Genomic DNA, 25,041 nt, shown 5'->3' on the forward strand with positions numbered 1-25,041 from the left:
AGGTTTTTTTATGCGAGTAGTTTCCGGTGACTATCGTGGACGACGATTGAAAAGTCTTGAGGGAGAAAATACCCGGCCAACAACAGATAAGGTAAAAGAATCAATGTTTAATATGATTGGTCCTTATTTTGATGGAGGAATAGCGCTAGATTTATTTTCAGGAAGTGGCGGATTAGCAATTGAAGCTGTTTCTCGTGGGGTTGAGTTGGCTGTATGTGTTGAAAGAAACTTTCAAGCAATGAAAATAATTAAAGAAAATATTGAAATAACCAAGGATGCTGAGCGTTTTCTTCCTCTAAAAATGGACGCTGACAAGGCATTGGGCTGGCTTCAAGCAGAAAACTATACATTTGATTATGTATTTTTAGACCCGCCTTATGCACAGCAAAAAATAGAAAAGCAGCTAATCATGATGCTTCAAATGAATTTACTAAATCCAAACTGTAAAATTATTTGTGAAGCAGATAAGGAACTGGTTTTGCCAGAAACGATTGGTACGCTGGTTCAGATTCGTCGCCAAACATATGGAATTACTGCGGTAACTATTTATAGAAATGAGGATGAAGCATGAAAAAAATTGCATTATTTCCAGGGAGTTTTGATCCTTTGACGAAAGGGCATCTTGATACGATTACTCGCGGTGCTGAACTCTTTGACGAGGTGATTGTGGGTGTGTTCGTAAATACTAGTAAAAAAAGCTTCTTTTTACCAGAAGAAAAAGTGCGATTAATTGAAACCTCTGTCGCACACTTACCTAATGTCCGGGTTATTTTACAGGAACATGAATTAACGGTTGAATCAGCTAAAACATTAGGAGCGAAATTTCTTTTAAGAGGAATTCGAAGTGTTAAAGACTATGAATATGAAAAAGATATTGCTCAGATGAATCAGCATCTTTCGCCAGAACTGGAGACAGTTTTTTTACTTGCTTCACCTAAATATAGCCATATCAGCTCAAGCATTTTAAAAGAAGTGATTCAATTTGACGGTGATGTAGCCGAGTATTTGCCACCTGCAATTGCCAAAGCAATCCTTGAAAAGCGTGATGCAAGATGAACAGACAAATAAAAGAAGATAAAAAAGCACCGATTCGTTCACTAATCGCATTTTTAGTGATGCTTCTACTTGCTGCTGCTATCGTAGTACCGATTCCTTACTATATTGAAGCTCCGGGTTCAACGATTAACTTAAAAGAGCTGATTACAGTTGATGGAAAGACGGATACACAAGAAGGCTCATTTTCCTTAACCTCTGTCGGTATTCGACAAGCAACAGTCTTTACTGCACTTAAATCTAAACTAACGCCATTTCAAGATTTAGTGAGCAAAAAAGAGCTTTATGGAACCTCTACAGATGAAGAGTACAATCAAATGCAGCTTTACTATATGCAGTCCTCTCAGAATGCCGCAATAGAGCAAGCTTTAAAACTTGCAGATAAACCGTACGAAATGGTGTATAAAGGAGTCTATGTGCTGTCTGTAGAAGAAAATTCTAGTTTCTATGGAAAGATTTCAGTGGGGGATACAGTAACTGAGGCAGATGGAAAAAGCTTTAAAAGCAGTGAAGAGTTCATGGAATATGTAAAAAGTCAAAAAGTGGGACAGGAAATGACGGTTACTTACTTACATGAAGGAAAAGAAAAGAAAGCGACTGGAAAACTGATTGAGTTAAAATCAGATAAGAAAGCTGGAATCGGTATTGGATTAGTTGATCACACAGAGATCTCCTCTGAGACAAAAGTAGCCATTGATTCTGGTTCTATCGGAGGACCATCAGCAGGCTTGATGTTTACTCTTGAAATATATGAACAAGTGACTGGAAAAAATCTACGACATGGAAAATCTATTGCAGGTACAGGTACCATCAATTCAGAGGGAACGGTTGGAAGAATCGGCGGAATAGATAAAAAAGTAGCGAGTGCCAGTGAAAGTGGTGCAGAGATATTTTTTGCTCCAGATGATGCGATTACAGATGAGATGAAAAAAATTGATCCCAATGTGTTATCTAACTATGAAGAAGCAAAAGCGGCAGCCGAAAAATTAGGAACGTCTATGAAAATTGTTCCTGTTAAAACAGTGCAGGATGCCTTAAATTATCTTGAAAAATTGAATAAGTAGTCCAAAAAAATCTCTCAATATGATTTGAGAGATTTTTTAGTTTATCGATTCGCTAAACTTTTAATTATTTTGTTGACAATTTTGATAAACGTTTTATAATGTATAAGAGGTGAGACGATGGATTTTTTACAGATTAAACAAAATGAACTAAAGCAAGGATACCAAGTGAAGAACAAAAAGGTTTTTTGTAATTATTGTCAGGTAGCTTATTCATTTGAAAAAAATCATGAGACTATTGCGATTAATCAACTAAAGGAACACTTGACACAAAAGCATAACGGCGAAAAGCGAGCGCTTATTATGTTTGATAGTAAGTACAATACATTAACGGATAAACAAAAAGAGCTGTTACTCGACTTTAGCACAATGAAAAAAGATCAAGAGATTGCTAATCATATTGGGGTAAGTCCGTCTACTATAAGGCATCAAAAGTTTACTTTTCGTGAAAAAGCTAAACAGGCAAAGGTTTACCTAGCTCAGTTTGAATCTATTTTTTCTGAAAATCCGCCGATAGAAGATACATTGGTGCCAATTCCAGAGGCCTCAGAGATTGTTGATGACCGCTTTGTTCTCACTGAAAGAGAGTACGCAGAGATTGTTCGGAAATATTTTGATTTTTCAACAGGAGAAATTGTCTTAACTGTTTTTCCAAAAGGACAAAAAAAGATTGTTGGGATTTTAAATCGGATTGTTGAAGAATTTTCATTAAATCAGCATTACACTGGAAAAGAAATGGACGAGCAGTTGAAAAAAATTTATTTTGATTATTTACTGGTAAAAAGATACCTGATCGACTATGGATTTTTTACACGTACCCCTGATGGAATAGATTATTATCGAATTTATTAAGGAGAATGTTTATGAATCAAGAAAGAAAAAAACAGCTATTAGAAGAATATAAAACAATGCCTACTTATTACGGAATTATCCAAATTAAAAATGAAAAAAACGGGAAAATTTTTATTGAGGCTGTTCCGAATATAAAAAATCGTTGGCATTTTTATAAACTGAATTTAGATAATAATTTTTATCGAAACTCCCTGTTACAGGCTGACTGGTTCACATATAAAGAAGAAAGCTTTTCTTATGAAGTCTTATGGAAAAAGAAGACGGATGATGTGGATAATATGAAAGAAGAGTTGAAAAAAAGAAAAAAAGAGTGGCTGTTGAAATTAGAGCCTTACGGAGAGAAAGGCTACAATAAGCCCATGAGAGAGTAGGAAATACCATGCAAAACGAATTAATGAGTCAATGGAAAGAAATTGAATTCTCCACATGGAAACGAAGAGAGTATTTTTATTATTTTACAAAAATGAATCCCACTGCTTATTCGGTAACAGTTCAGATAGAGGTTACGAAGCTGTATTCATTTATCAAAAAACAAAACTGGCATTTTTTCCCGAGCTATCTTTTTATTGTAACAAGATTATTAACAGAGTATCCAGAATTTAAAGTGGGAAAAGTGGAAGACAAGCTTGTAGAATATGAGATTCTTCATCCTTCCTATTCTTTGTTTCACGAAGAGGATCATTCTATTTCAATGATGTGGACAACATTTCAATCAAATTTTTCGGATTTTTATCAAAGCTATCTCAATGATAAAGAGGACTATCAAGATAAGTATGGGGCAGTTGTAAAAAAACAGCCTGCTCCAGCTAATACCTATATGATTGGGATGATTCCTTGGTTAGAGTTTACTAACTACACACCGTTGCCATTAGAGGGGTTAAGTAGTTTCTTCCCTGTTATTCAAGGTGGAAAAATGAGCGAGAAAAACGGAAAAAGATACTTACCAATCTCGTTTACCATTCATCATGCGGTTGCAGATGGCTATCATGTCAGTAAATTCTTTAATGAACTACAAGAAGCGTTTAATGAACCTCAAAAATGGTTAGTAAAAGAGTAAGTGAAGAATTAGGAAATAGCGGGTAAATAGAAGAGATGATAATAAAAAGCGGATGTAAAGAAAATTTTGAAGTGAAAAAAGCTGAGTCCAACCCTAAATGGTTGAGCTCAGCTTTTGTTATTCCAACAAAGTCAAAACGTTTAAAAAGAGTTGCCGAAAGAGCTGTGAAAATCCAATCTCAAAGGAGCTAGGAGCTGCTGATTTTAATAAGGGAACTACATAACCCCAAATTAGCAGTATAGCCGCTAAAAGAAGGAATAAGACAATCACAACCTTGAATTGAAGGCTCACATTACTAAATAAGAAATCGAACGTTGTACTACGTTTGACTTTATCAGTAATTAAAATCGCTTTTAATGGCGGAATAGATTCCATTTTTTCCCTTAGTACTTGCGCATCTTTTTCATCAAGTATTTCTGTGAAAATATTTTTACCAGATTGGAAATCGAAAGTATACCAATGGATCTTTACTCGTTTTGGTGAAAATCGTTTTTCCCAATCAAAATAACTAACTGTATGTTGTTTTAAACGAATAGATTTGATGCTTTCGTAAGGATAACTGAAATAGATTTCATCTTCTAGAAACTCTATAATAGTCATGAAAATCATTCGTTTTTCTGTGAAAATCATCAAACGGTTCCCACGAACATCATTAAATGTATTCACATACCCTCTAGCTTCCTTTGTACGGGCGTAGGCCATCCCCATGACACCAACGTTTGCCATTGATGAGTTAGGGCCTGGAGAGAAGGGGAGATAGCCTTTTATTTCTTCGCCTTCATCAAGTAGGGGTTCTACTTTTTTTAAGAACTCTTGTAGAAAAATATGGAATTTTACCTGAGCAGTTAATCTTTTTTTTGACTCTTTAGATAAATCGTTCTCTGTCTGATCTAATTGTTCATCTAGGTGATAGAAAAGTTCTTTAAAATTTGAGTTCATGATAGGCTCCCTTCTAAAGCTTGTTTTATTTTTTTCCTTCCACGAGAAAGTCGCGCATAGATTGTTTCTTTAGTGAGTTGAAATTCTTGTGCAATTTCTTCAGGATATTCTTTGTAATAGTAGTATTTTAAAAAAATGAGTTGATCCTCTGAGGATAATGAAGAAACCAAGTCTAAAAAATGCTCCTTCTCAAAAGGATCAAAGGTTTCACCCTGTTCTGGAAGTAGCTCGACAGGTTCCATGCGAGAAGAGCGAATAATTTCTCTTTTCTTATCAATACTGCAATGTTTTGTAATCGTAAGTATCCAAGTTTTAAAAGAACTCTTTGTTGAATCAAATAAAGACGCATTTTCCCATATCTTATAAAAAACTGCATTTTCAACATCTTTTAGATAGTTTTGCTCAACAGATTGATTTAAAATCGCTCGAATCGTCGTAACTATAGAATAGCCGTAAATATCAATTAACATTTCTAAGCCCTCATACTCTTTTTTCTGAAGGAGATCAATTATTTGTTCATCTGACATCCTCTCACCGCCTTTCATATAATTATACGATGAAAAAAAGAAATTCCTGACAAGATTTAAAAATCTTTTTGCGTAGCTTATTTTAGAGGAGTAAAACAATGAAAAAAGAAATTTTTGAGAAGTACCGGTGGTTCTTTATTATGGGTCTGACAATTCTAATTATTTTAGGAGGAGGGATATACTGGTGGGGTGCACAAAATAAGCAGAAAAGAGTAGAAGACGTATTTTTACAGGAAAGTACTTCAGAAAGTACAATTGAACCAACCAACGGCAGTTACACACTTCTTGTCGATATAAAAGGTGCTGTAAATAGCCCCGGCGTCTATAAAATTCAAGATGGAGATCGTATGCAGGATGCGATTCAACTAGCAGGAGGGTTATCAAAAGAGGCAGACGATCGGCAAATCAATTTGTCTGAAAAAGTAGCTGACCAACAACTCATTTATATCCCAAAGAAAGGAGAAAAGTTAACAGAACAAAGTCAAGGACAACAACAAAATAATTCAGAGCAGACATCTGAAAAAGTCAATCTAAATACAGCTGATAAAACACAACTACAAACACTTTCTGGAATTGGAGAGAAGAAGGCAGAAGAAATTATTAACTATCGTGAAGAAAATGGACGCTTTAAAACAATTAATGATTTAACAAAAGTTACAGGAATTGGTGAAAAGACAGTTGAAAAATTGAAAAACTCGATTACAATATAGTAAAAGTAAAAAAAGGAGAATTAAAATGGAAAGAATCCCTTGGGATCAGTATTTCGCAGCTCAGGCTGTATTGTTATCTTTACGTAGTACTTGTACAAGATTAGAAGTAGGAGCAACGCTTGTTAGAGACAAGCGCATTATTGCAGGAGGCTATAATGGCTCTGTATCAGGAGATGTTCATTGTGTGGATGAGGATTGTTACATTGTAGATGGTCATTGTCTGCGAACTATCCATGCTGAGATGAATGCCTTACTTCAATGTGCAAAGTTTGGCATTCCTACAGAAGGTTCTGAAATATATGTTACACATTTTCCTTGTCTTGCCTGCACAAAAGCCATTTTACAAGCAGGAGTAAAAACAATCCATTATCTTCACGACTACCATAATAATGAGTACGCACTAAGCCTCATTGAGCAAGTTGGTGCAAGTGTGCATCAAGTAACGCTAGACGAAAAATATTTTTCTAAACTCCAACTTGGAGAACCGCTTTTCTGAAAATAGGGAGAGACTATTGTTTAGCTATACAAAATCGCTTGATATTTCCTGTGGGAGTGGCTAGCTTCTCTGGTGTTTTTGTGTTGACAACAAATGAATTCATTCGATGGTTTAGTTTGTTGTCTTTGATTATAGTAAGCTGTAAAAGAGAGAAAAGACTGATGTTTACTTGCCTCTTTTGCGGCTTTTTGTCGTTTACTGTAGCAAGTATAAAAGTGATACAGCAGCCAACGCCTTATTATGGAGAGCAAGAGAACCTCATTCAATTGATTCCAGACACACTGAAGGTTAGTGGGGATCTCGTTCGCTTTGAGGCAACCATTGTTAAAAATAAAAGTCAGCGAATGAATATCAGTTATTTTCTCCAATCAAAAAATGAAAAAGAGGCGTGGTTAGAAAAGGGAATAGAAAATACAGGACTAGATGTTTCGGGAAAGCTAACAAAAGGAGAAGTACAAAGAAATCTAAATGGGTTTAATGCAAGAAGATATCAACAAGTAACTGGTATTGTTGGGAATTTTCAAATGGATCATTATCAGATACATCCTGTTAAACGCTCTTTAACAGATTGGTTTAGTTATTATAGAGCAAAGGGAATCCAGCAAGTAGAAAACAATCTTTCCAAAAAGTCTTCTAGTTATGTCAATGCTCTTCTTTTTAATTACAAAAATGAGCAGTTTCAAGATATACAAGCAATTTTTTCTGTAAGTGGTTTGCTTCATTTGTTTAGTTTATCAGGTATGCATGTACAAGCCTATTTTGGGATGCTCTATTTTTTCCTTCGAAGAAATGGATTTGTACCAAACCATAGCTTTTGGATTTTAGTCGTATTTAGTTTATTTCTATTGATTCTATCTGGTTTTGGTCTGAGCGTACTAAGGGCAGTAAGCAGTTACATCGTGAAATTCTACTTCAAAAAAAAACGAGTTCGCATTTCTAGCTTAGACTGCTGGAGTTTGGTGTGTTTATTTATGCTGCTCGTCCAACCCTATCTCTTTTTCCAAACAGCTGGTCAGTTGACGATGGGACTTACCTTTATCATGACAGTGATGGAGGATTTACCAATAAAGAATAAAAGACTAAGAAATTTTTGTACTTCAATTGGGATTGGTTTATTAAGTTTTCCGATCATTCTAGGTACGTTTTCAGAAATCCCTGTATTTTCAGGTATATTTACTTATTTTATTAGTCCAATATTTCAATGGTTCCTGTTGCCAAGTGTGATTATTGTATTTTTTTTCAGCTTCTCACCAAATTGGTTTCATCTGCCGTTGCTGTTATTTGATAGTAGTTTAACCTTATTGGAGAAAATCATTCAATTGTCTGGAAGTTTCACCATACGTAGCGGTCAGTTACAGTTTTGGCAAATCATTCCGCTATTTGTTCTTGGACTTTTTACCTGGCAATTTCTTTGCCAAAAAAGATGGAGATTATTTTCTGTTTGTTTTTTCTTATTCTTAATACCTACTGTAGCTAAATATATAGATCCAACAGGAATGATTGCTTTTGTAGATGTGGGACAAGGAGATAGTATTTATTTTCAGTCCCCCTTTCACCAAGAAATTATCTTGCTGGATACAGGAGGAAAGCTGACTTTTGAAAAAGAGTCTTGGCAAAAACGACGACAAAAGAATGCTTCAGAGTATCAGCTCATTCCTTTTCTAAAAAGTCAAGGTGTGACAAAAATAGATAGGCTGATTTTAACCCATGGAGATCAAGATCATATGGGGGAATGGCTAACTGTTGCTCAAAATTTTCAAATAGATCAACTGATTATTCCAATTGGAATGAAAAGAAAACCTAAAATAGAAAAGGGAATTCGTCTATTACAAGAAAAGGGAACAAAAGTATTAGAGATGAAAAAAGGACAGACAATTACCGGCGAATTTCAATTTTCTGTCTTATCTCCTGAAATTATTACGGATGGAGGAAATGAAGACTCGCTTGTTCTAGGGCTAAATAAGAATAATCACCGCTTCTTATTTACGGGCGATTTAGGAAAAACAGGCGAACAAAATTTAATGGAAAACTATCCAAATCTTCAGACGGACATTTTGAAGGTTGGACATCATGGAAGCAAAAACTCATCTGGAGAATCGTTCATCCAAGCAATAAAACCTAAAATTAGTGTGATTTCTTCTGGCAAAGAAAACCGGTTTGGACATCCGAATCAAGAGGTCCTATCTATCTTAACTAACGAAAAATCAACTATTTTTCGCACAGATTTACAAGGCATGATCTATTATCAGTGGTGGGGGAAGCGTTCCAATGAAGAATTTGATTACTTAATAAAGGAGGACTAGATTTTCTCAAGGACACATGATAGGATTATGAAGAAAGTGAGGTAGACCGATGGATGTACAAACCGCTATACAAACCCTCAAACAACAGGAATTTAAACCTATATATTTAGTCTTAGGAACTGAAGACTATTTGCAAAGAAAGATTCGCGAAGAATTTTTAAAAAAGTTTAAAGTTGATGAAGAAGATGACTTAAATTTTATGAGTTTTGACATGGAAACTACCGCTTTAGAGGATGTTGTAGCAGAAGCTGAAACACTGCCTTTTTTTGGTGATTACCGTTTGATATTTGTAGAAACACCATATTTTCTTACTGGTGAAAAAAAATCGAGCAGCATTGAACAAAATACAGACCTATTGGTGGAGTATTTAAAGAATCCTGTTGAATCAACGGTACTTGTTTTCTTTGCAAATTATGAAAAGCTGGATGAGCGAAAAAAAGTTACTAAACAGCTGAAAAAAGCAGCAGAGATTATTGATGTAAAACCGTTATCTGAGCAGGAAGTTCGACGATATATTCAAAAACAGATCGAGCAAGCAGGCGTGAGGATGGATAAAGATGCTTTTGATTTGTTTTTACGGTTAACAGATATGGAACTTTCTAAGATGATGAGAGAACTTGAAAAGCTGTTATTGTTTTCTAATGAAGAAAAAAGTATTACAACAGAAACAGTTAGCTCATTAGTCCCCAAAAGCTTAGAACATAATATTTTTGATATGACTAACTATGTACTAAAAGGTAATGCGGATCAAGCACTTCGCTTGTATGATGATCTACATCTGCAAGGAGAAGAAACAATCAAGATAAATGCGATTTTATTGAGTCAATTACGTTTATTACTTCAAACGAAAATTTTAATGAGAATTGGCTATCAACAAGCAAACATAGCGGATACATTAAAAATTCATCCTTATCGTGTAAAGTTAGCGATGCAACAGGTGCGTGCGTTTGATGAAAAAACAGTTGTAAACTTAGTGGATGAGTTAGTTGAAATGGACTATCAAATAAAAAGTGGGCAGATGGATAAAGAGTTTTTATTCCAATTGTTTGTGTTAAAAACAGCTAACCAAATGCGAAAATAAAAATTTAAGAAGTTGATACTTAACAAATTGAAACACAGAGAGTGTTGAAACCTAGAAAAGGGCACGAGAGTAAGTCGAAAAAACATATGAAAATTCAGAAATAATTTTTGTAATGGAAAAAGCGTAGTCTATAAAGTTTCACAGACTACGCTTTTTTGGTATAAAAAAATCGGCTATGACAGCCGACTCTTTTATTATTTAGCGATTTTTTTGCTTAGACGAGATTTGTCGCGATTAGCTTTGTTTTTATGGATTAATCCTTTTGACTCAGCCATATCGATTGCTTTAGAAGCTTCTTTATATAACGCATCTACGTTGTCAGCACCAGCTGCAACTGCTTCTTCAAATTTCTTGATTGCAGTACGCATAGAGCTTGTTTGAGATGAATTTTTAGCATTTGCTGATTCGTTAGTACGAACACGCTTGATTGCAGATTCAATGTTTGGCATTTTGTTTCACCTCCGATAGCTTAAGTTCTTATGCACTTGAGTACATAATTCAACAGTAATTATTATACATAAAGCGCGCCATGTTTGCAATAAAAGATGACAAGTTTTTTTCCTTAACACGAAATAATTGAAAAACATGAAGGAAAAAAAATTATTTTCATCAGAGATTGAAAAGGCATTCACAAAATTTGAAAATATGATATGATAAACTTGAAAACAGATTGGAGGGAGTTTTTTTGTGAGTATCGCTTTAGTAGTGACAATTACACTTGTCATGGGTGTAATCTTTGTAAATGGTTGGACAGATGCGCCAAATGCAATCGCTACAGCTGTATCAACAAGGGTTTTACGACCGAATGTGGCAATTGGTATGGCAGTAGTTATGAATTTTTTAGGCGCTTTAGTTATGACATTCTTCAACGCTCAAGTAGCAGAAACAATCTCAAATATTGTACGCTTTGAAGGAGGCTCTGCCCAAGTGGCATTAGCATCTGCATTGTTCTCTATTGTTGTGTGGTCTGTGGCAGCCTGGTATTTTGGTATTCCAACGAGTGAATCCCATGCATTGATTGCAGGTCTTACAGGGTCTGCTATGGCTTTAGGCGGTCTCGGTGCTGTAAATGGTGGAGAATGGACAAAAGTCTTGATAGGACTCGTTGTTTCAACGATTATGGGCTTTGGTGGAGGTTATTTAATTACAAAATTAATTGTTGTACTATTTCAATCGACACCTAGAAGAAAAGCGAATAAATTCTTTACTGTAGGTCAAGCAGTTGCAGCCGGTGCTAATGCTTTTTTACATGGTGCACAGGATGGACAAAAGTTCATGGGCGTGTTTATGCTTGGGCTATTTTACAATGACCTTGCAGTAAAAACAGGTAACGGTTTTGTTATCCCAATCTGGGTAATGGTTTTGTGTTCACTTACAATGGGCTTTGGCACATCTGTAGGAGGAATGAAAATCATTAAATCTGTAGGGATGGACATGGTAAAGCTAGAAAAATATCAAGGGTTTTCTGCGGATGTGAGTGCTGCAATTTGTTTATTCTTATCATCAATTTTTGGTATTCCTGTCTCTACTACTCACACAAAAACTACAGCAATCATGGGTGTAGGTGCGTCACGGCGCTTGTCTAGTGTTGATTGGCGGATTGTTAAAGAAATGTTGTTTGCCTGGGTGATGACATTCCCTGGATGTGGTTTGATTGCATTTATTATGGCAAAACTATTTATTGCAGTATTTTAGGAGGAAAAGACGATGGCAAGAAAGAAACAATATGATTATTTTGTTGCATTGGAACATATTGCATCAAATGCCCATAAAGCAGGAACCTATTTATTACAATTGGTAGAAAACTATACAGAAGCGCATGCGATTGAACAAGCAGAAAAAATACATATGCTTGAAAAAGAGGGGGACCATCTCGTAAGGGAAATCATGAATGAGTTATATGATGCATTTATTACGCCTATTGATCGTGAAGACATTGTAGAAATTACAGATAAGCTCGATGATATCTTAGATGGAATTAATGGCTTGTGCTATCTTTTTGGAAACCTTGCAATTACTGAAATGCGTCCTGAAACTGATAAGTTTGCTCATTTAGTTGTTGAGGCAACGAGCGGAGTACTCACCGCAACAAAAGAATTTGCAAAATTTAAAAATTCAAAAACACTTAAAAAAATGATTCAAGAAGTGAATGATGTTGAAGCAGATGCAGACCAATTGTACAGCCAGCTACTTAGAACATTATTCAAAAATGAAACAAATCCAATCGAAATTATTAAATGGAAAAACGTTTATGATCAGTTAGAGCTTACAATGAATCGTAGTGAGCAAGTGGTGGACCTCATAGATGGTTTAGTCATTAAGAATACGTAAGTTTAATTAGTGAATCTTTCTCGCCTATTAAATGCGGATAACAAGTGATTGTTTTCGTTTTAATAGGTTTTTTTGCAAAAGAATTTACTGAAATTGAGTGTTTAAACCATGAAAAATAACTCATAACAGTACTTCAAAATTCCCCCGAAAAATATAAGAAAAAGGAAGGAGGGGGGACTCATCTCCACTTCGTTTCGCTCTCAACAATCTCTAAAAGCGAGACGCTTTAAGAATTGAAGGTCTCCACTTCGTTTCGCTCTCAACAACTTCTACATATGAAACATGCTAGAGTTGAAGGTCTCTACTGTGTTTGTTTCTCAACAATCTCTAAGAGCGAAAAGCTTTAAGAAAGAGAAGTTTCAGAAATACTCCTGAAATAGAAGAAAAACCAAGTAGGTACTGTGCATCACTGAAAGTAAAACTTTCCTGATTTACAGTACCTACTTGGTTTTCGTGGCAAAATAGCTCCAACCCTTTTTTTCCTAATTATGTGCTACCTGATAAAGAGGACAATCGAAACAATCAGAGTGATGATTATCTTTTGGTAATTTTTTCTTAGAATCATAATCAACAGGGATTGTCCTTAATAAGCGCAATCCGTTTAGAATAACTAAGATCGTGCTTCCCTCGTGACCAACAACACCCATAGGCAAGTTAATAAATTGGAAGAAGTTTGAAAGGATTAGCAGAACAATAACACTAATAGAAAAAATAATATTTTGAGTAACCACACGTTTTAATTTCAACGAAAGCATGTGGCTCATTTGCAGTTTTGATAAATCATTGTTTATGAGAACAATATCAGCTACATCCATTGCAATATCTGTTCCTCCACCCATAGCAATTCCGATTGAGGCAGTTGCAAGTGCTGGGGCATCATTAATGCCATCTCCAACCATTGCATTAACCTGATAGGTTTCTTTTTCTTTGGCTATTTGTTGTGTTTTATCTTGAGGAAGGCAGTCTGCATAAAACGTTTTGATTCCTGTTTCTTTTGCAATGGCTTGAGCTGTTCCAGTATGGTCGCCTGTCATCATGGTAGTATGAACACCATTGCTGTTGAAGTAAGAGATAACAGAGGCTGCTTCTGGTTTAGCCACATCAAGTAAGCCAAAGAACGCGAGTAACTGGTCATCTTTGGCTAAGAAAATCACAGTTTTTCCCTCTTGTTCTAATTTTTCAATCGTTCTTTTTGCTTCATCAGTAACTGAAGTGGTACCGGGAGTATACGCGTGCTTTCCGATTTTCCATACATGATTTTGATAACTTGCCTGTAACCCAAAACCTGTGATTTCTTCAATCGTTAAAGAGGTCAGCTCTTTAGGTAAGTCAATTGGATAGTGCTGAATGAATGCTTCAGCTAAAGGGTGCGTACTTTTAGTTTCCATAGCGACCAGCATAGGAATAATGTCTTCGTCTTTTTGAAGGAAAACACTGTCAGTAACGACTGGTTTTCCTCTCGTCAATGTACCAGTTTTGTCAAAAGCAATTGCTTTTAGTTGCGCGAGATTTTCTAAAAAGACACCCCCTTTAAATAGAACGCCATTTCTTGCGCCATTTGAAATAGCTGCTAGAGTTGCTGGCGTTGCCGAGGCAACAAGGGCACAAGGGGAGGCGACAACAAGCAAGACCATTCCTCGATAGAAGCTTTCTTCCCAAGTCCAGTTTAGAAAATAAAAGGGAATAAGTATCATTAATGGGACCATAATTAAAACGATTTTCACATAAATATTTTCAATTTTTTCAATAAAAGAGGCTGTTTTTGTTGGAACTGATTGTGCTTCTTCAACTAACTGAATAATTTTTGCAAAAAGAGTGTCCTCGCTGTCTTTTGATACTTCAACCGTTAGTGCATTTCCAGTATTTAGTGTTCCCCCAAAAACCTCGTCGTTGATCGTTTTTTCAACAGGAATTGATTCACCGCTGATTGCGGCTTCGTCAATGCTGCTGTGGCCATTTATAATCACTCCGTCAATAGGGATTGTTGCGCCTTTTGGAACGAGAACAGTGTCAGCAATTGCTAATTCAGAAACCTCAACTTCTATCGTCCGCCCATCAGGTAAAATCTTTTGCGCAACGGTAGGCTTCATTTGCATTAAAGAGGTAATCTCTTTTCTACTTTTATTTGTTGTGTATTCTTCCAGAGCACCGCTTAAACAGAAGATAAAGGTCAACATAGCACCTTCAAACCAGTTACCTATAATACACGCACCAATTGCGGCAAGAGCCATAAGTAAATCAACATTTAGCGTCCGCTCAGAAAAAAGTTCCGATATTCCTTCATAGGTTTGTTTCCAGCCGCCTGAGAGAATAGCTAAGCTGTAGATAAGAGGATAGAGAAGTAGTCCCATTTTTTCAAAAATAAATGCGAGAATCATAAAGCCAAGACAAAGTAATGTCGATAAAAATGCTTGTTTTTCAGTTTTACTCATAGATAATCACTCCTTACAAAACAAGCATATCACAGAATTTATCTAAATGATAATAGAAATCGCTAATTGAGAACGATAGTAGTTATCAATTAGAAAATAAAGAGCTTTCTAGTGATTTAAATGATAATAAATATCGATAATAAGAATAAGAAAGAGACAACACCATCACTTTTTGAGTAATGATCTTGTCTCCAATGGGATAACTATAAGTGAAACAAATTATAAAGTAATTAACCAGTAGCCGATAAGAATCACTCCTAGAATAATTCGGTACCAGCCAAATACGGTAAAGTCGTTTCGTTTCAAATAATTTAATAAGAACTTAATTGCAATGATAGAAACGGCAAAAGCGACAATCATACCAAGTAGTAACAAGAAAGTTTGCTGAAAGTCAAACGAGTTTCCAGCTTTAATAAATTTGAATATTTTAATTGCACTTGCACCAAACATTACTGGAATCCCTAAAAAGAAGGAGAATTCAGTAGCAACAAATCGAGAAGCCCCAATAAGGATTGCACCTAAAATAGTTGCTCCTGAACGTGAAGTTCCAGGGACAAGGGAAAGCACTTGGAAAAATCCAACGACTAAAGCTGCTTTATAGGTGAAATCGTTTAGTGTGGTGCACTTTGGTGTTTTATTTTTATTTCTTTTTTCAACGATAATAAACGCAACACCATATACAATTAACATGATTGAAACGGGGAGAAACTTATGAAAATGTGCGTCTAAAAAATCATCAAGAAGTATTCCTAGGATTCCTGCTGGAACACAGGCAACGACAACTTTATACCATAAGGTCCATGTATCATTTTTTTCAATCGCTGTTTTTTTAGTTGAAAAAGGATTCAACTTATCAAAGTATAAAACAACAACAGCCATAATAGCACCTAGCTGTACGACCACATTAAACATAGTTGTGAAGTCGGCACTTACATCCATTTTGATAAACTCATCAACTAAAATTAAGTGACCGGTACTGCTTATTGGTAACCATTCAGTGATACCTTCAACAATTCCCAATACAATTGCTTTCCAAATATTTGCTAAAAACATAATTTCATTCCTTTCAGACAAAAAAATACAAGTTTAGTATACCTGTTATTATGAGGAAAACCAAATGTTTTCTAAAATACTGCTAATTCTTTACGAAAACCTTGAAAACTATTTCAATAAGTACCAGCTTTCAAATTTTCACAAAAAAACTTGTTTAAAAAGGCTTTCCAAAGAAGGGTTCTCCTTGGCTTACTCAATTTAAACAAGTTTAGAACAAGCTAATTTAAAAGCGTTTTTGATAACTGTTTTCCATTTTCAATATAGCTGACATTATTTATTTCTTGAATGGAGAACTTTCCATTTTTATAGGTTAAGCGAGTGACGCTTCCATTTTGAAGACCTGCACGTATCGGCTGGCTAGAATCAATAAGATTGAGTAAAAAAGCAATTGTTAAGCCGTGAGAGACAACAAGAACATTTCCACCACCATTTTTTTCTCTTCGATGAGCGATATCCTCGAATCCAGACCATACCCGGTCTCGTAGCACTTCATATGGCTCAGCCCAGTTTGCAGTGTCTGCTGCTAAAATAGCTTCAGCAATTTGTTGGAAGGTAACATCTGTTTCAATCATATCATCATAATTTTTAAAGTTAAGTACGCGAGGGACGACACCCCACATTTCTTTATCGTATCCTCCTTCAAGTGACCCAAAGCACCATTCACGAATTCGGTTATCTACGGAATATGGGATTTTTCGCCCATGTGTATGTTCCCCAAGAATGATCCGACTTGTTTCAATCGCACGACCGCTATCGCTAGAAAATGCTTCAGTAAAAGGAACATCTCTAAGACCTAGCCCCAAATAATGAATTCCTTCTTGTCCTTCTTTTGTAAGAGGGGTGTCACACCATCCCTGAACACGTTCGATGGTGTTAAACATTGTTTTTCCATGTCTGACTACGTACAAATTTGTTTCTGTCATTTTTCCACTCCTTATCAATAATTGAATGATTCCATTTGGCTATTGTTAGTTAAAAAATGGATTTGTTGTTCGTTCTCGTTCAATGGTAGTTGCTTCCCCATGCCCAGGATAGACAGGAAGCTCACCAGCAAGAGAGAAGAGCTGCGTTTGAATACTATTTAATAGCTGTTCAAGATTTCCTGTATAAAGGTCGGTACGTCCAATACTGCCTCTAAACAAAGCATCACCGCAGACAACAAAGTCATCAAAAATGAAGCTGACACTTCCAATAGAGTGACCCGGTGTTGGTACAACAGAAAAACGCATATCACCAAGTACATAATCTTTCATTTCAAATTCATATTCTGCGGGCTGAACGATAATATTATTGATGTCATCATGACGCCCCAATCCAGAGAGGTTACGTATCGGATCTCCGAGCCAAGCTTGTTCTAGAGGGCTTACATAAACTGGAACATGGTAATAATGACGCAGTTCTTCTACAGCACCTATATGGTCATAATGCGTATGTGTCAATAAGATAGCTACTGGTGCTTGTCCAATACGGGTGATTTCTGAAATTAATTTTTTTGCATCCTCACCAGGATCAATAATTAGCAATGCTTCATTATTTGACACAAGATAGCAATTTTCCTGAATAGGTCCTGTTGCAATCCGTTCAATATTCATAAAAATCCTCCTTAAAAATACAGTTCTCTCAGTTACTCCTTTAGTATACATCAAGAAAAGGTAGCCGACAAAAAAAGCAGAGAACTTTCTGAATAATCAGATTCTATGAAAAGATAGAGTGAATTTTAAACAGAAGACTATCAGGTTTTCATGATTTTCTAAGAAAACTACGTTATAGTATCGTTATCCAAAGAAATCCTAATTCTTTATCCTTTTCCCTGTTTATCCGCAGGGAATTTTTTTATGGTTAGAAGGAAGTATCTTTTTCTACAGAAAAAGATACTTCCTTCTTTTCAATAATAGAAAATTGTTCTATAATTATAATTTATTAAACACGAACGCTTGTTTGTTGATAAGGGGGCTCTTGATGAAGCAGACAAAAATTTCAGTCAGACAGCTCGTTGAATTTATTTTGAAAAAAGGGAGTATAGATACTGGGAAAAACAGTACACATACTGCACTCGAAGGAGCAAGAATCCATCGAAAGCTACAAAAAGAGGTTGGAGATACTTATCAAAAAGAAGTCTTTTTAAAGACTGAGGTTATATTTGACGATATCGTCTTAAAAATTGAAGGACGAGCAGATGGAATCTTTAAAAAAGAGAATCACTGGTACATTGATGAAATAAAGACATCAGAGCCTAAATTTGAAGAGTTAGATGAAGACCAAGTAGATTTATTTTTCTTTCAAGCGATGGTTTATGGCTATATATATGTAAGTCAAAATGAACTGGAAGAAATTACGATTCAGTTAACCTACTATCAAACGATTGAAGAAGTCATTACACGGACGACTCGTCATTTTACGGCAAAAGACTTAGAAAATTTTTTTAATCAGTTGGTCACTGAGTATAGGGAATGGGTGATTTTTCAAGAAAATTGGCGTACTGTGCGAAATGCTTCTTTAATGGCACTTAAATTTCCCTATGAGGAGTATAGAAGAGGGCAGCGCGAGTTAGCAGTAGCAGCCTATAAAACAATTCGAACGAAACAAAAGTTGTTTGTTGAAGCGCCAACTGGAACAGGAAAGACAATTTCGACGCTTTTTCCAACTTTAAAGGCGATAGGAGAACAAGAGGGAGAACGCGTTTTTTATTTAACAGCGAAAACGATTACAAGACAGGTAGCTGAAGATGCGATGGTTGCACTAAGTGGCGTAGGAGCCGAGGCTAAGAGTGTTACATTAACAGCGAAAGATAAGATTTGTTTTTTGACTGAACGAAATTGCACGCCAGAACATTGTATATATGCAAACGGCTATTATAATCGGTTAAATGAAGGACTGTGGGATCTTTTAAACCACGAGAACCAAATGACAAGAGAAGTGATTGAAGAATATGCAAAAAAGCATACACTTTGTCCCTTTGAACTGTCTTTGGATGTTAGTTTATGGTGTGATGTCATTATCGGAGACTACAATTATTTGTTTGATCCAACGGTATATTTACGCCGCTTTTTTGAAGAAGATACAAATGAAGAAAATATTTTTCTTATTGATGAGGCACATAATTTGGTGAATCGGTCACGCGAAATGTATTCTGCAGTAATCACAAAAAATAAGTGTATGGAGCTGATTCGAGAATTAGGGACAGAATACCAGACACTTCAGCGTGCATTGAAAAAAGTCTCTAAAGAGTTTTTAGCTATCGAGAAAATTTCTGAAGAAGACAACTGGGTGTATCATCATCAAAAACAACCTGCAGAAAGTTTGACCAATCAACTATACAAGTTAAGTGAAAAAATGAAAGAATGGCTGGCTGAATTTCCAGAGGCCTCTATGCAGCCCGCCGTTCTAGCTTATTATTTTGATGTTTTATCATTTCTTAAAATGAGCGAGTATTATGATGACCATTATGAGACGACAATTGAGAGAAAGCTAGGAGACTTAATTGTTCGTCAATGTTGTATCGATCCTTCAGACTTTTTAGAGTCTTCATTAGATAAAGGGAAAGCAAGTTTGTTATTTTCAGCTAGCTTTTCACCACTTTCTTATTATCAAGAAGTACTGGGCGGAAAAGATAGTCTAGCGTATCGATTACCTAGTCCATTTCCTATTGAAAATCAGCAAATTATTCTTGCAAATTATATTGAGACAACTTATCAAAAACGTCAGGATAGTGAATCTGCTGTTATTCAAGCGATTGGTGATTTAGTCCAAGCAAAAAAAGGAAATTATTTGATTTTTTTCCCCTCTTATCAATATTTAGATGATATTGCAGAGGGATTTAAACAAGTTTATCCAGAAATTCAGATGGTGATTCAAGATACTAAGATGAATGAAGAAGAACGAGAATTGTTTTTGAGTAAATTTGAAAAAGATCCTAAAAAAACTCTTGTTGGTTTCTGTGTTCTTGGAGGGATTTTTTCTGAAGGGATCGATTTAAAAGGGACTCGACTGATTGGAACAGCAATTGTAGGCGTAGGACTTCCTCAAATGAATCATGAGCAAGAACTGATAAAAAACTATTATGACGAATCAGATAAAAATGGATTTGCCTTTGCGTATCAACTTCCTGGGATGAATAAAGTGCTTCAAGCAGCTGGACGTGTAATAAGGGATGCAACAGATCAGGGAATTGTTCTTTTATTAGATAGACGTTTTAAGACATCACGATATCAGGTACTATTCCCACCGCATTGGCGACAGTATGAAACTGCATTTACTCCTGCTCAGTTAAAGGAGAAAATAGAAAGCTTTTGGAAGAGAGTCGATAATCAAATATAAATTAAAAAGTGAGGGCAGAAATCCGGTCGGTTTAAACTGGGAGATTTAGTTTAACCATGGATAATTGCTCTCACTTTTTTAGATAAAACTTGCTGTATTTTTTCCTTGTGTGCATACATGAATCGATTGATAATATTTCAAAAAAAGCAGTACGTTTCTAGCGATAATTTGTAAACTGCAGTTCAATAGGTAAATCTAATTTTCTTAAAGTTTGAATGACTGCTTGTAAATCATCCCGATTTTTCCCAGTAACACGTATTTGATCGTCTTGAATTTGAGATTTAACTTTCAGCTTTGCATCCTTTATGGCATTATTAATTTTTTTTGCATTTTCTTTATCTATTCCAGAAATTAAATCTGCCGTTTGACGAGCTTTTCCACCCAGTGATTTAATTGTTTCTGAAAAGTGGATATTTTTAATAGGGACTCCACGTTTCATCAGCTTACTAAACAAAATATCTTTTATTTGCTCCAGCTTAAAATCATCATCCCCAACAACATTTATTTTGTTCTTATCTAAAGTAATTTCAACTGTTGAGCCTTTAAAATCAAACCGGTTGTTTAATTCTTTTAAAGCGATTTGAATTGCATTTTTCACCTCTTCAATGTTCACCTCGGATACGATATCAAAACTTGCATCTTTTGCCATAATCATTCCTCCTGTAATCCTTCAATTGTATTACATAAATCATACCATGAAAGCCTTTTTGCTACCAGTTGATTCTAGAAGGTAAAATTCTTCTCATTTAGGTCGGAACTATTTCAATTTATTGATGAATTTGTTATTCTAGCAATGGAATAATTTAAGGGGTGTGGTCAGTGAGTAAACTAATAGGAACCTATCAAAAAAATGAGATTGTTAAGAAGATTGGAGTTATTTTATTAACCGGACTTACTGCAGCAATAGGGTTAAATTACTTTTTAATTCCAGCTCATGTATTTTCAGCTGGAATGAATGGTGTAGCACAGATTATTGCTTCTCTTTTAAAGACCTATTTAAAGATTGAAACAGATACAGGGATGTTTATTCTGTTGCTCAATATTCCTGTTTTTATTTTAGGTTACATAAAGCTTGGTAAGGCATCCACACTTTTAAGTTTTGTAAATGTGCTGTGCATTTCCATTATGACGATGATTGTTCCTATTGGTCATGTAACAGATAATATTTTGATGAATGCCATTGTAGGAGGCGTATTTGTCGGAGTCGGAGCAGGCCTTTCATTAAAATATGGATTTACTACGGGTGGAATGGACATTTTATCCTTAATTTTATCTCAGGTAACAGGAAAAACAGTCGGAAAATATATGTTTTTGCTAAATGGCTTAATTGTTATGCTTGCAGGTTTTTTATTTAACTGGGAAAGTGCTCTGTTTACTATTATTTCGATTTATTGTATGACTCAAGTTGTGGATATGATTCATACTAGTCACCAAAAAGTTACAGCAATGATCGTTACAGTTAAACCTGAATCTGTAGCAGAGGCGATTTCAAAAAAATTAGTTCGTGGAATGACCCTCCTTCCTTCGATTGGTGGTTTTGCAAAAGTAGAAGGAAAAATGATTATGATGGTTGTCACACGCTATGAGCTGTATGATTTAGAACAAATTGTTCTTGAGATTGATGAGAATGCTTTCATTAATATTTTGCCTACGCAATCAGTAATTGGCCGATTTGCAAATGAAAATGAACAAAAGACCTATCGAAAGACAGGACAGCTTCCAGAGTTGAAATTTAATAAAAATAATAAGTAGTAGAGTAAGGATTCTTCCATCGAGAAGAATCCTTATTTTGAATAAGTTTCTAATGTAAAATAATGTTTTAAAAAATTTTTTTTGCAAAATAATATTCTTGTTTTTTTATTAATTGAATAACAAGTTTTTTGTCTAAGAAATAGCAATGTTATCTCATTTTTTGTTCTTGACTTATAGGGTTTTCATTCATTAAAATAAGGCATAGCAATAAATCCAAATAAAAAAGGCACTTCATACAATGATTGGCGTCATCGTATGAAGCCTTGAATAATCAGCAGGAACTGATCAATCAAGTTTGCCCTAGCCAATGCGCACATTGACCTTCTATATTGTACCTAACAAGAGGAAATTTATCTACTCTTTTTTGTATAATTAATAACAGTAGGAGAGAAAAACGCTTAATTAGCTATGACAGAGGTATCGAACAGTGACAAAGCTGGTCGGTACTTTTTTTGCTTTGAAGCAAAAAAGTTTAGCATACTAGTTTATCAGAGTAAGGGTTCAATTTTAATGGATGAAATAGGATAGTCAGTCAAATAATTAGGAAAACTATTCAAACCCGCCTGTGTTTGACTCTCCCTCACCCTATAATCCCTTAAAGACAGAACAGACTGAAGGATATTTCTTTTTATAAGAGCCCAATTAAATTCTTATAAATCTATCTTTTATTCGTTATTGAACGAGACTTACGATTGTTAAAAGATTTACTAGTTAAGTAAGTCTAGCGAATGTTTGTGTATCAAGTGTAATCTAGTGAAATAGCCTTGAACATTTACTTTTACTAGAAAAAATTCGTCCAAATTTTTTACAGTTAAAAAGTATGCGTGAAAAATAGCTAGCAGTGAAAGAATGGTAAGCTGACTGTCTGTAAATAAGCGTGTAAGTAAAAGACTCTTGTTTATTCTCCTTCCAAGTTGTTGAACAAGAATCTGGCTTGATGGATTTATTGCTATGTAATGATAAAAAGTACCATTTACTTTAGATAGGAGATGATGAACGCTATTCAAAAATAGGAGTGATAAGCTTCTTCAGACCTATCTAAAGAAGAGTTGATTAAGGAGTATTGAGTAAACCAAAGTTTACTAGTATTTTCAGTAAGGATACGACTAAATAAAAATGAAATGTACGCAACGAATAAACAAGTTTAGCAAGCAAAAAGACAAGAAATATAGAAAATTGATCGAATTTGTCACTCGGTTTATTTATGTGTTTCTTGTCTTTTAAATAATTTTGTAGTGTTTTAGACCAGTGAGTATTCCGCTATCTGTATGTGAAGTGGTTACGTAATCAGCTATTTTTTTTACTGAGTCAGAGGCATTTCCCATAGCAATCGAATGGGTGACAGATTGAAGCATACTAATATCATTCATTCCATCGCCAAAAGCAAAACTATTTTTTATAACATCTGGACTTAGCTGCTGATAAATATCATATATTCCTTGTTTCTTTGAACGACCGTGTAAAATGACTGCTAATGAATAAGGACTATCTCGATAAAACGTAAGTAAGCCTTTAAATTCTTTCATAAATAATTCATCATATTCAGGCGTTTCATTGAATAGATAAAGCATAAAGATCTCCTCATCTAAAAAATAAGTTTCATCTATTTGAGGCAAGTCTGCATTATCTAGCTTGTAAAGTTTCTTTGTTGCAGAGTTAATAAAATTAATACGATAATCTTCCTTGCCATACATTGCAACAGGGGTTTGAAACTTATGTGCAAAGGAAAGAAGTTCTGTAATCAGCTCAGAAGGTATTGCATGATGACTAATACATTTTTTTTCGTAGACTACATATTGGCCATTTAAAGAAACATAACTAGAAATTGGACTCCTTCCTACGATGGTTTCAATCTCTTTAGGCGAACGACCGCTAGCGGCAACTAGTAAATAATTTAAATCGTCTAATAGCAGAAGTAATAAACGATTTTCCGTACTAATTTCAGAACGCTCATTTAAAAGCGTACCATCTAAGTCGAAAAAAATAATACCTTTTGTCTCTGAATTCTTCAAAATGATTCTCCTTTCATTCTAATGCATAAGGACTATTTTTATGAATAAGCCAGCGAAGTCCAAGTGTAATACAAGTCTGAAACTCTGTAACAAAATAATAATTCGGTTGGTTCGGTTGTTTTTTTAAAAACGAGTCCTGTTGAATCAAATGTTGAACTGTTTTTGGCACGACTCCATCAGATGAAAGAATAAAGGAGTGGGGTGCTATGGCAACATTGTAAAAGGAGAGTAACGTAAGGAACCGGTTTGCTAAATCCTCGTCGGAAGAGGGAAGCGGATGCTCCAAAAATCCAGGGAAAAATTTTGCTTCACCTGCTAATGATAAATTCCCCTCGATTAATTCTTGATTTGCTAAAATTGTAATCCCAGGCATACTTGTCTTTGGATGAAAAATGCCGACAATCGTTTCTTTGGCTAAAGAAAGTTTTTGCTGTAAAGCAAAGCCAATCGTGATAAGGTGGGCGTCATTTTGAACATAAAATGGTATAGAAGTAATATTCTGAATTGATTCTATGATTGGCCAATAATCAAATTTTTCATACCAGCTTGATTGAACAATTCCATTATGGACTTTTCCGGGAAGAGATAAGCCAATTTTTTTCACAAATGGATAGGCATCTAACTGATTTTTGATAATGAATAAAACTTCTTCGAGCGTAATGTTAAGCAAATCAAATTCTTCTTGTTTTTTTATAACTCCATTTAAGTTTACAAGCTCAGAATAAACACATAAGCCTTTCTTTTTTTCTTGAATGGATAATAAAAGTGAAAAAGAAGCATCATAATCAAGAACATATTCAATAGCAGGACGTCCAACTTTTTGCTGGATGAGTTCTCCTTCAATAACTTCTTTTGCTTCAATCAGCTCTTTTAATAAAGAGTTAACGGTGACCATGCTAAAACCGGTTATTTCAACTAATTCTGATGCGAGTAGTTTCTCATGATTAAACAGTACTTTTCTGATAATATTTAGATTGCGTGTACGAATGGATCGCTTATCCATAGCCAGTCCACTTCCTTGTTTATTCTTTTTACAGTGAATTAAGAGAGAGTTAAAATTTCAAC

General features: G+C 35.1%; 24 protein-coding genes. 14 read left to right on the forward strand and 10 right to left on the reverse strand.

The annotated features are described in order from the left end of the window. Positions 1–10: 10 nt before the first annotated feature. The 6 genes from rsmD (at position 11) to I589_RS08580 (ending at position 4,023) form a co-directional block, all read left to right on the forward strand. Positions 11–571: a 16S rRNA (guanine(966)-N(2))-methyltransferase RsmD gene (gene rsmD / locus I589_RS08555; RefSeq protein WP_010768498.1), complete on the forward strand. Its 561-nt coding sequence runs from the start codon at positions 11–13 to the stop codon at positions 569–571. Further along, the gene (gene coaD, locus I589_RS08560; protein WP_010768497.1) at positions 568–1,056 is read left to right on the forward strand and encodes a pantetheine-phosphate adenylyltransferase; all 489 of its coding nucleotides are present in this window, start codon (positions 568–570) and stop codon (positions 1,054–1,056) included. Before rsmD ends, coaD begins: the two co-directional genes overlap by 4 nt. Beyond that, positions 1,053–2,117, forward strand: a complete 1,065-nt coding sequence (locus I589_RS08565; RefSeq protein ID WP_010768496.1) for a SepM family pheromone-processing serine protease — start codon at positions 1,053–1,055, stop codon at positions 2,115–2,117. Before coaD ends, I589_RS08565 begins: the two co-directional genes overlap by 4 nt. Positions 2,118–2,234: 117 nt before the next feature. Next, positions 2,235–2,966, forward strand: coding sequence for a DUF2087 domain-containing protein (locus I589_RS08570; RefSeq protein WP_010768495.1), 732 nt, complete (start codon positions 2,235–2,237; stop codon positions 2,964–2,966). 11 nt (positions 2,967–2,977) lie between these two features. Continuing rightward, entirely contained in the window at positions 2,978–3,337 is a 360-nt protein-coding gene (locus tag I589_RS08575; protein ID WP_010768494.1) for a GIY-YIG nuclease family protein, read from the forward strand. 8 nt (positions 3,338–3,345) lie between these two features. After that, positions 3,346–4,023: a chloramphenicol acetyltransferase gene (locus tag I589_RS08580; protein WP_010768493.1), complete on the forward strand. Its 678-nt coding sequence runs from the start codon at positions 3,346–3,348 to the stop codon at positions 4,021–4,023. Positions 4,024–4,140: 117 nt separating this feature from the next. Here the strand turns inward: I589_RS08580 and I589_RS08585 are convergent, their stop codons facing one another. Both I589_RS08585 and I589_RS08590 read right to left on the reverse strand, forming a co-directional pair. Further along, complete coding sequence (locus I589_RS08585; RefSeq protein ID WP_010768492.1) at positions 4,141–4,962, reverse strand: hypothetical protein; 822 nt, start codon at positions 4,960–4,962, stop codon at positions 4,141–4,143. Next, positions 4,959–5,489 (reverse strand): sigma-70 family RNA polymerase sigma factor, encoded by a 531-nt coding sequence (locus tag I589_RS08590; protein WP_010768491.1) that lies wholly within the window; start codon positions 5,487–5,489, stop codon positions 4,959–4,961. The genes I589_RS08585 and I589_RS08590 overlap by 4 nt, the downstream gene beginning before the upstream one ends. Positions 5,490–5,587: 98 nt before the next feature. On the opposite strand from I589_RS08590, the gene I589_RS08595 reads away from it, so the two are divergent. From I589_RS08595 to holA, 4 genes are all read left to right on the forward strand, one after another. Continuing rightward, the gene (locus I589_RS08595; RefSeq protein WP_010768490.1) at positions 5,588–6,199 is read left to right on the forward strand and encodes a helix-hairpin-helix domain-containing protein; all 612 of its coding nucleotides are present in this window, start codon (positions 5,588–5,590) and stop codon (positions 6,197–6,199) included. A 25-nt stretch (positions 6,200–6,224) separates the two neighbouring features. Continuing rightward, positions 6,225–6,695 (forward strand): ComE operon protein 2, encoded by a 471-nt coding sequence (locus I589_RS08600; protein ID WP_010768489.1) that lies wholly within the window; start codon positions 6,225–6,227, stop codon positions 6,693–6,695. 161 nt (positions 6,696–6,856) lie between these two features. After that, positions 6,857–8,998 carry a DNA internalization-related competence protein ComEC/Rec2 gene (locus I589_RS08605; protein WP_010768488.1) on the forward strand — a complete coding sequence of 714 codons (2,142 nt, stop codon included), beginning with the start codon at positions 6,857–6,859 and terminating at the stop codon, positions 8,996–8,998. A 49-nt stretch (positions 8,999–9,047) separates the two neighbouring features. After that, a complete protein-coding gene (gene holA / locus I589_RS08610) occupies positions 9,048–10,079 on the forward strand; it encodes a DNA polymerase III subunit delta (RefSeq protein WP_010768487.1) in 1,032 nt (343 codons plus the stop codon). 194 nt (positions 10,080–10,273) lie between these two features. Here holA and rpsT read toward each other — a convergent pair whose 3' ends face one another. Next, positions 10,274–10,528, reverse strand: coding sequence for a 30S ribosomal protein S20 (gene rpsT, locus I589_RS08615; protein ID WP_010768486.1), 255 nt, complete (start codon positions 10,526–10,528; stop codon positions 10,274–10,276). Positions 10,529–10,802: 274 nt separating this feature from the next. On the opposite strand from rpsT, the gene I589_RS08620 reads away from it, so the two are divergent. Continuing rightward, positions 10,803–11,774, forward strand: a complete 972-nt coding sequence (locus tag I589_RS08620; protein ID WP_139242917.1) for an inorganic phosphate transporter — start codon at positions 10,803–10,805, stop codon at positions 11,772–11,774. A 12-nt stretch (positions 11,775–11,786) separates the two neighbouring features. Beyond that, complete coding sequence (locus I589_RS08625; protein WP_010768484.1) at positions 11,787–12,410, forward strand: DUF47 domain-containing protein; 624 nt, start codon at positions 11,787–11,789, stop codon at positions 12,408–12,410. A gap of 482 nt (positions 12,411–12,892) precedes the next feature. On the opposite strand, the gene I589_RS08630 is transcribed toward I589_RS08625, so the two are convergent. The 4 genes from I589_RS08630 to I589_RS08645 form a co-directional block, all read right to left on the reverse strand. Beyond that, entirely contained in the window at positions 12,893–14,842 is a 1,950-nt protein-coding gene (locus tag I589_RS08630) for a heavy metal translocating P-type ATPase (RefSeq protein ID WP_010768483.1), read from the reverse strand. 219 nt (positions 14,843–15,061) lie between these two features. Further along, positions 15,062–15,895 carry an undecaprenyl-diphosphate phosphatase gene (locus tag I589_RS08635; protein WP_010768482.1) on the reverse strand — a complete coding sequence of 278 codons (834 nt, stop codon included), beginning with the start codon at positions 15,893–15,895 and terminating at the stop codon, positions 15,062–15,064. Positions 15,896–16,113: 218 nt separating this feature from the next. Beyond that, complete coding sequence (locus I589_RS08640; RefSeq protein ID WP_010768481.1) at positions 16,114–16,818, reverse strand: histidine phosphatase family protein; 705 nt, start codon at positions 16,816–16,818, stop codon at positions 16,114–16,116. A gap of 45 nt (positions 16,819–16,863) precedes the next feature. After that, the gene (locus I589_RS08645) at positions 16,864–17,487 is read right to left on the reverse strand and encodes an MBL fold metallo-hydrolase (RefSeq protein WP_010768480.1); all 624 of its coding nucleotides are present in this window, start codon (positions 17,485–17,487) and stop codon (positions 16,864–16,866) included. 364 nt (positions 17,488–17,851) lie between these two features. Between I589_RS08645 and I589_RS08650 the strand changes: the two genes are divergently transcribed. Further along, a complete protein-coding gene (locus I589_RS08650) occupies positions 17,852–20,212 on the forward strand; it encodes a helicase C-terminal domain-containing protein (RefSeq protein ID WP_034684916.1) in 2,361 nt (786 codons plus the stop codon). A gap of 157 nt (positions 20,213–20,369) precedes the next feature. Here I589_RS08650 and I589_RS08655 read toward each other — a convergent pair whose 3' ends face one another. Beyond that, entirely contained in the window at positions 20,370–20,861 is a 492-nt protein-coding gene (locus I589_RS08655) for a YajQ family cyclic di-GMP-binding protein (protein WP_010768478.1), read from the reverse strand. Positions 20,862–21,031: 170 nt separating this feature from the next. Between I589_RS08655 and I589_RS08660 the strand changes: the two genes are divergently transcribed. Further along, entirely contained in the window at positions 21,032–21,964 is a 933-nt protein-coding gene (locus tag I589_RS08660) for a YitT family protein (RefSeq protein WP_010768477.1), read from the forward strand. Between the two features lie 1,220 nt (positions 21,965–23,184). On the opposite strand, the gene I589_RS08665 is transcribed toward I589_RS08660, so the two are convergent. Next, positions 23,185–23,976: a Cof-type HAD-IIB family hydrolase gene (locus I589_RS08665; RefSeq protein WP_010768476.1), complete on the reverse strand. Its 792-nt coding sequence runs from the start codon at positions 23,974–23,976 to the stop codon at positions 23,185–23,187. A 13-nt stretch (positions 23,977–23,989) separates the two neighbouring features. After that, positions 23,990–24,979: an ROK family protein gene (locus I589_RS08670; protein WP_010768475.1), complete on the reverse strand. Its 990-nt coding sequence runs from the start codon at positions 24,977–24,979 to the stop codon at positions 23,990–23,992. Positions 24,980–25,041 lie beyond the last annotated feature (62 nt).

Origin of the sequence: Enterococcus phoeniculicola ATCC BAA-412 (assembly GCF_000407505.1) — a bacterium.
In the GTDB taxonomy this organism is placed as follows: Bacteria; Bacillota; Bacilli; order Lactobacillales; family Enterococcaceae; genus Enterococcus_K; species Enterococcus_K phoeniculicola.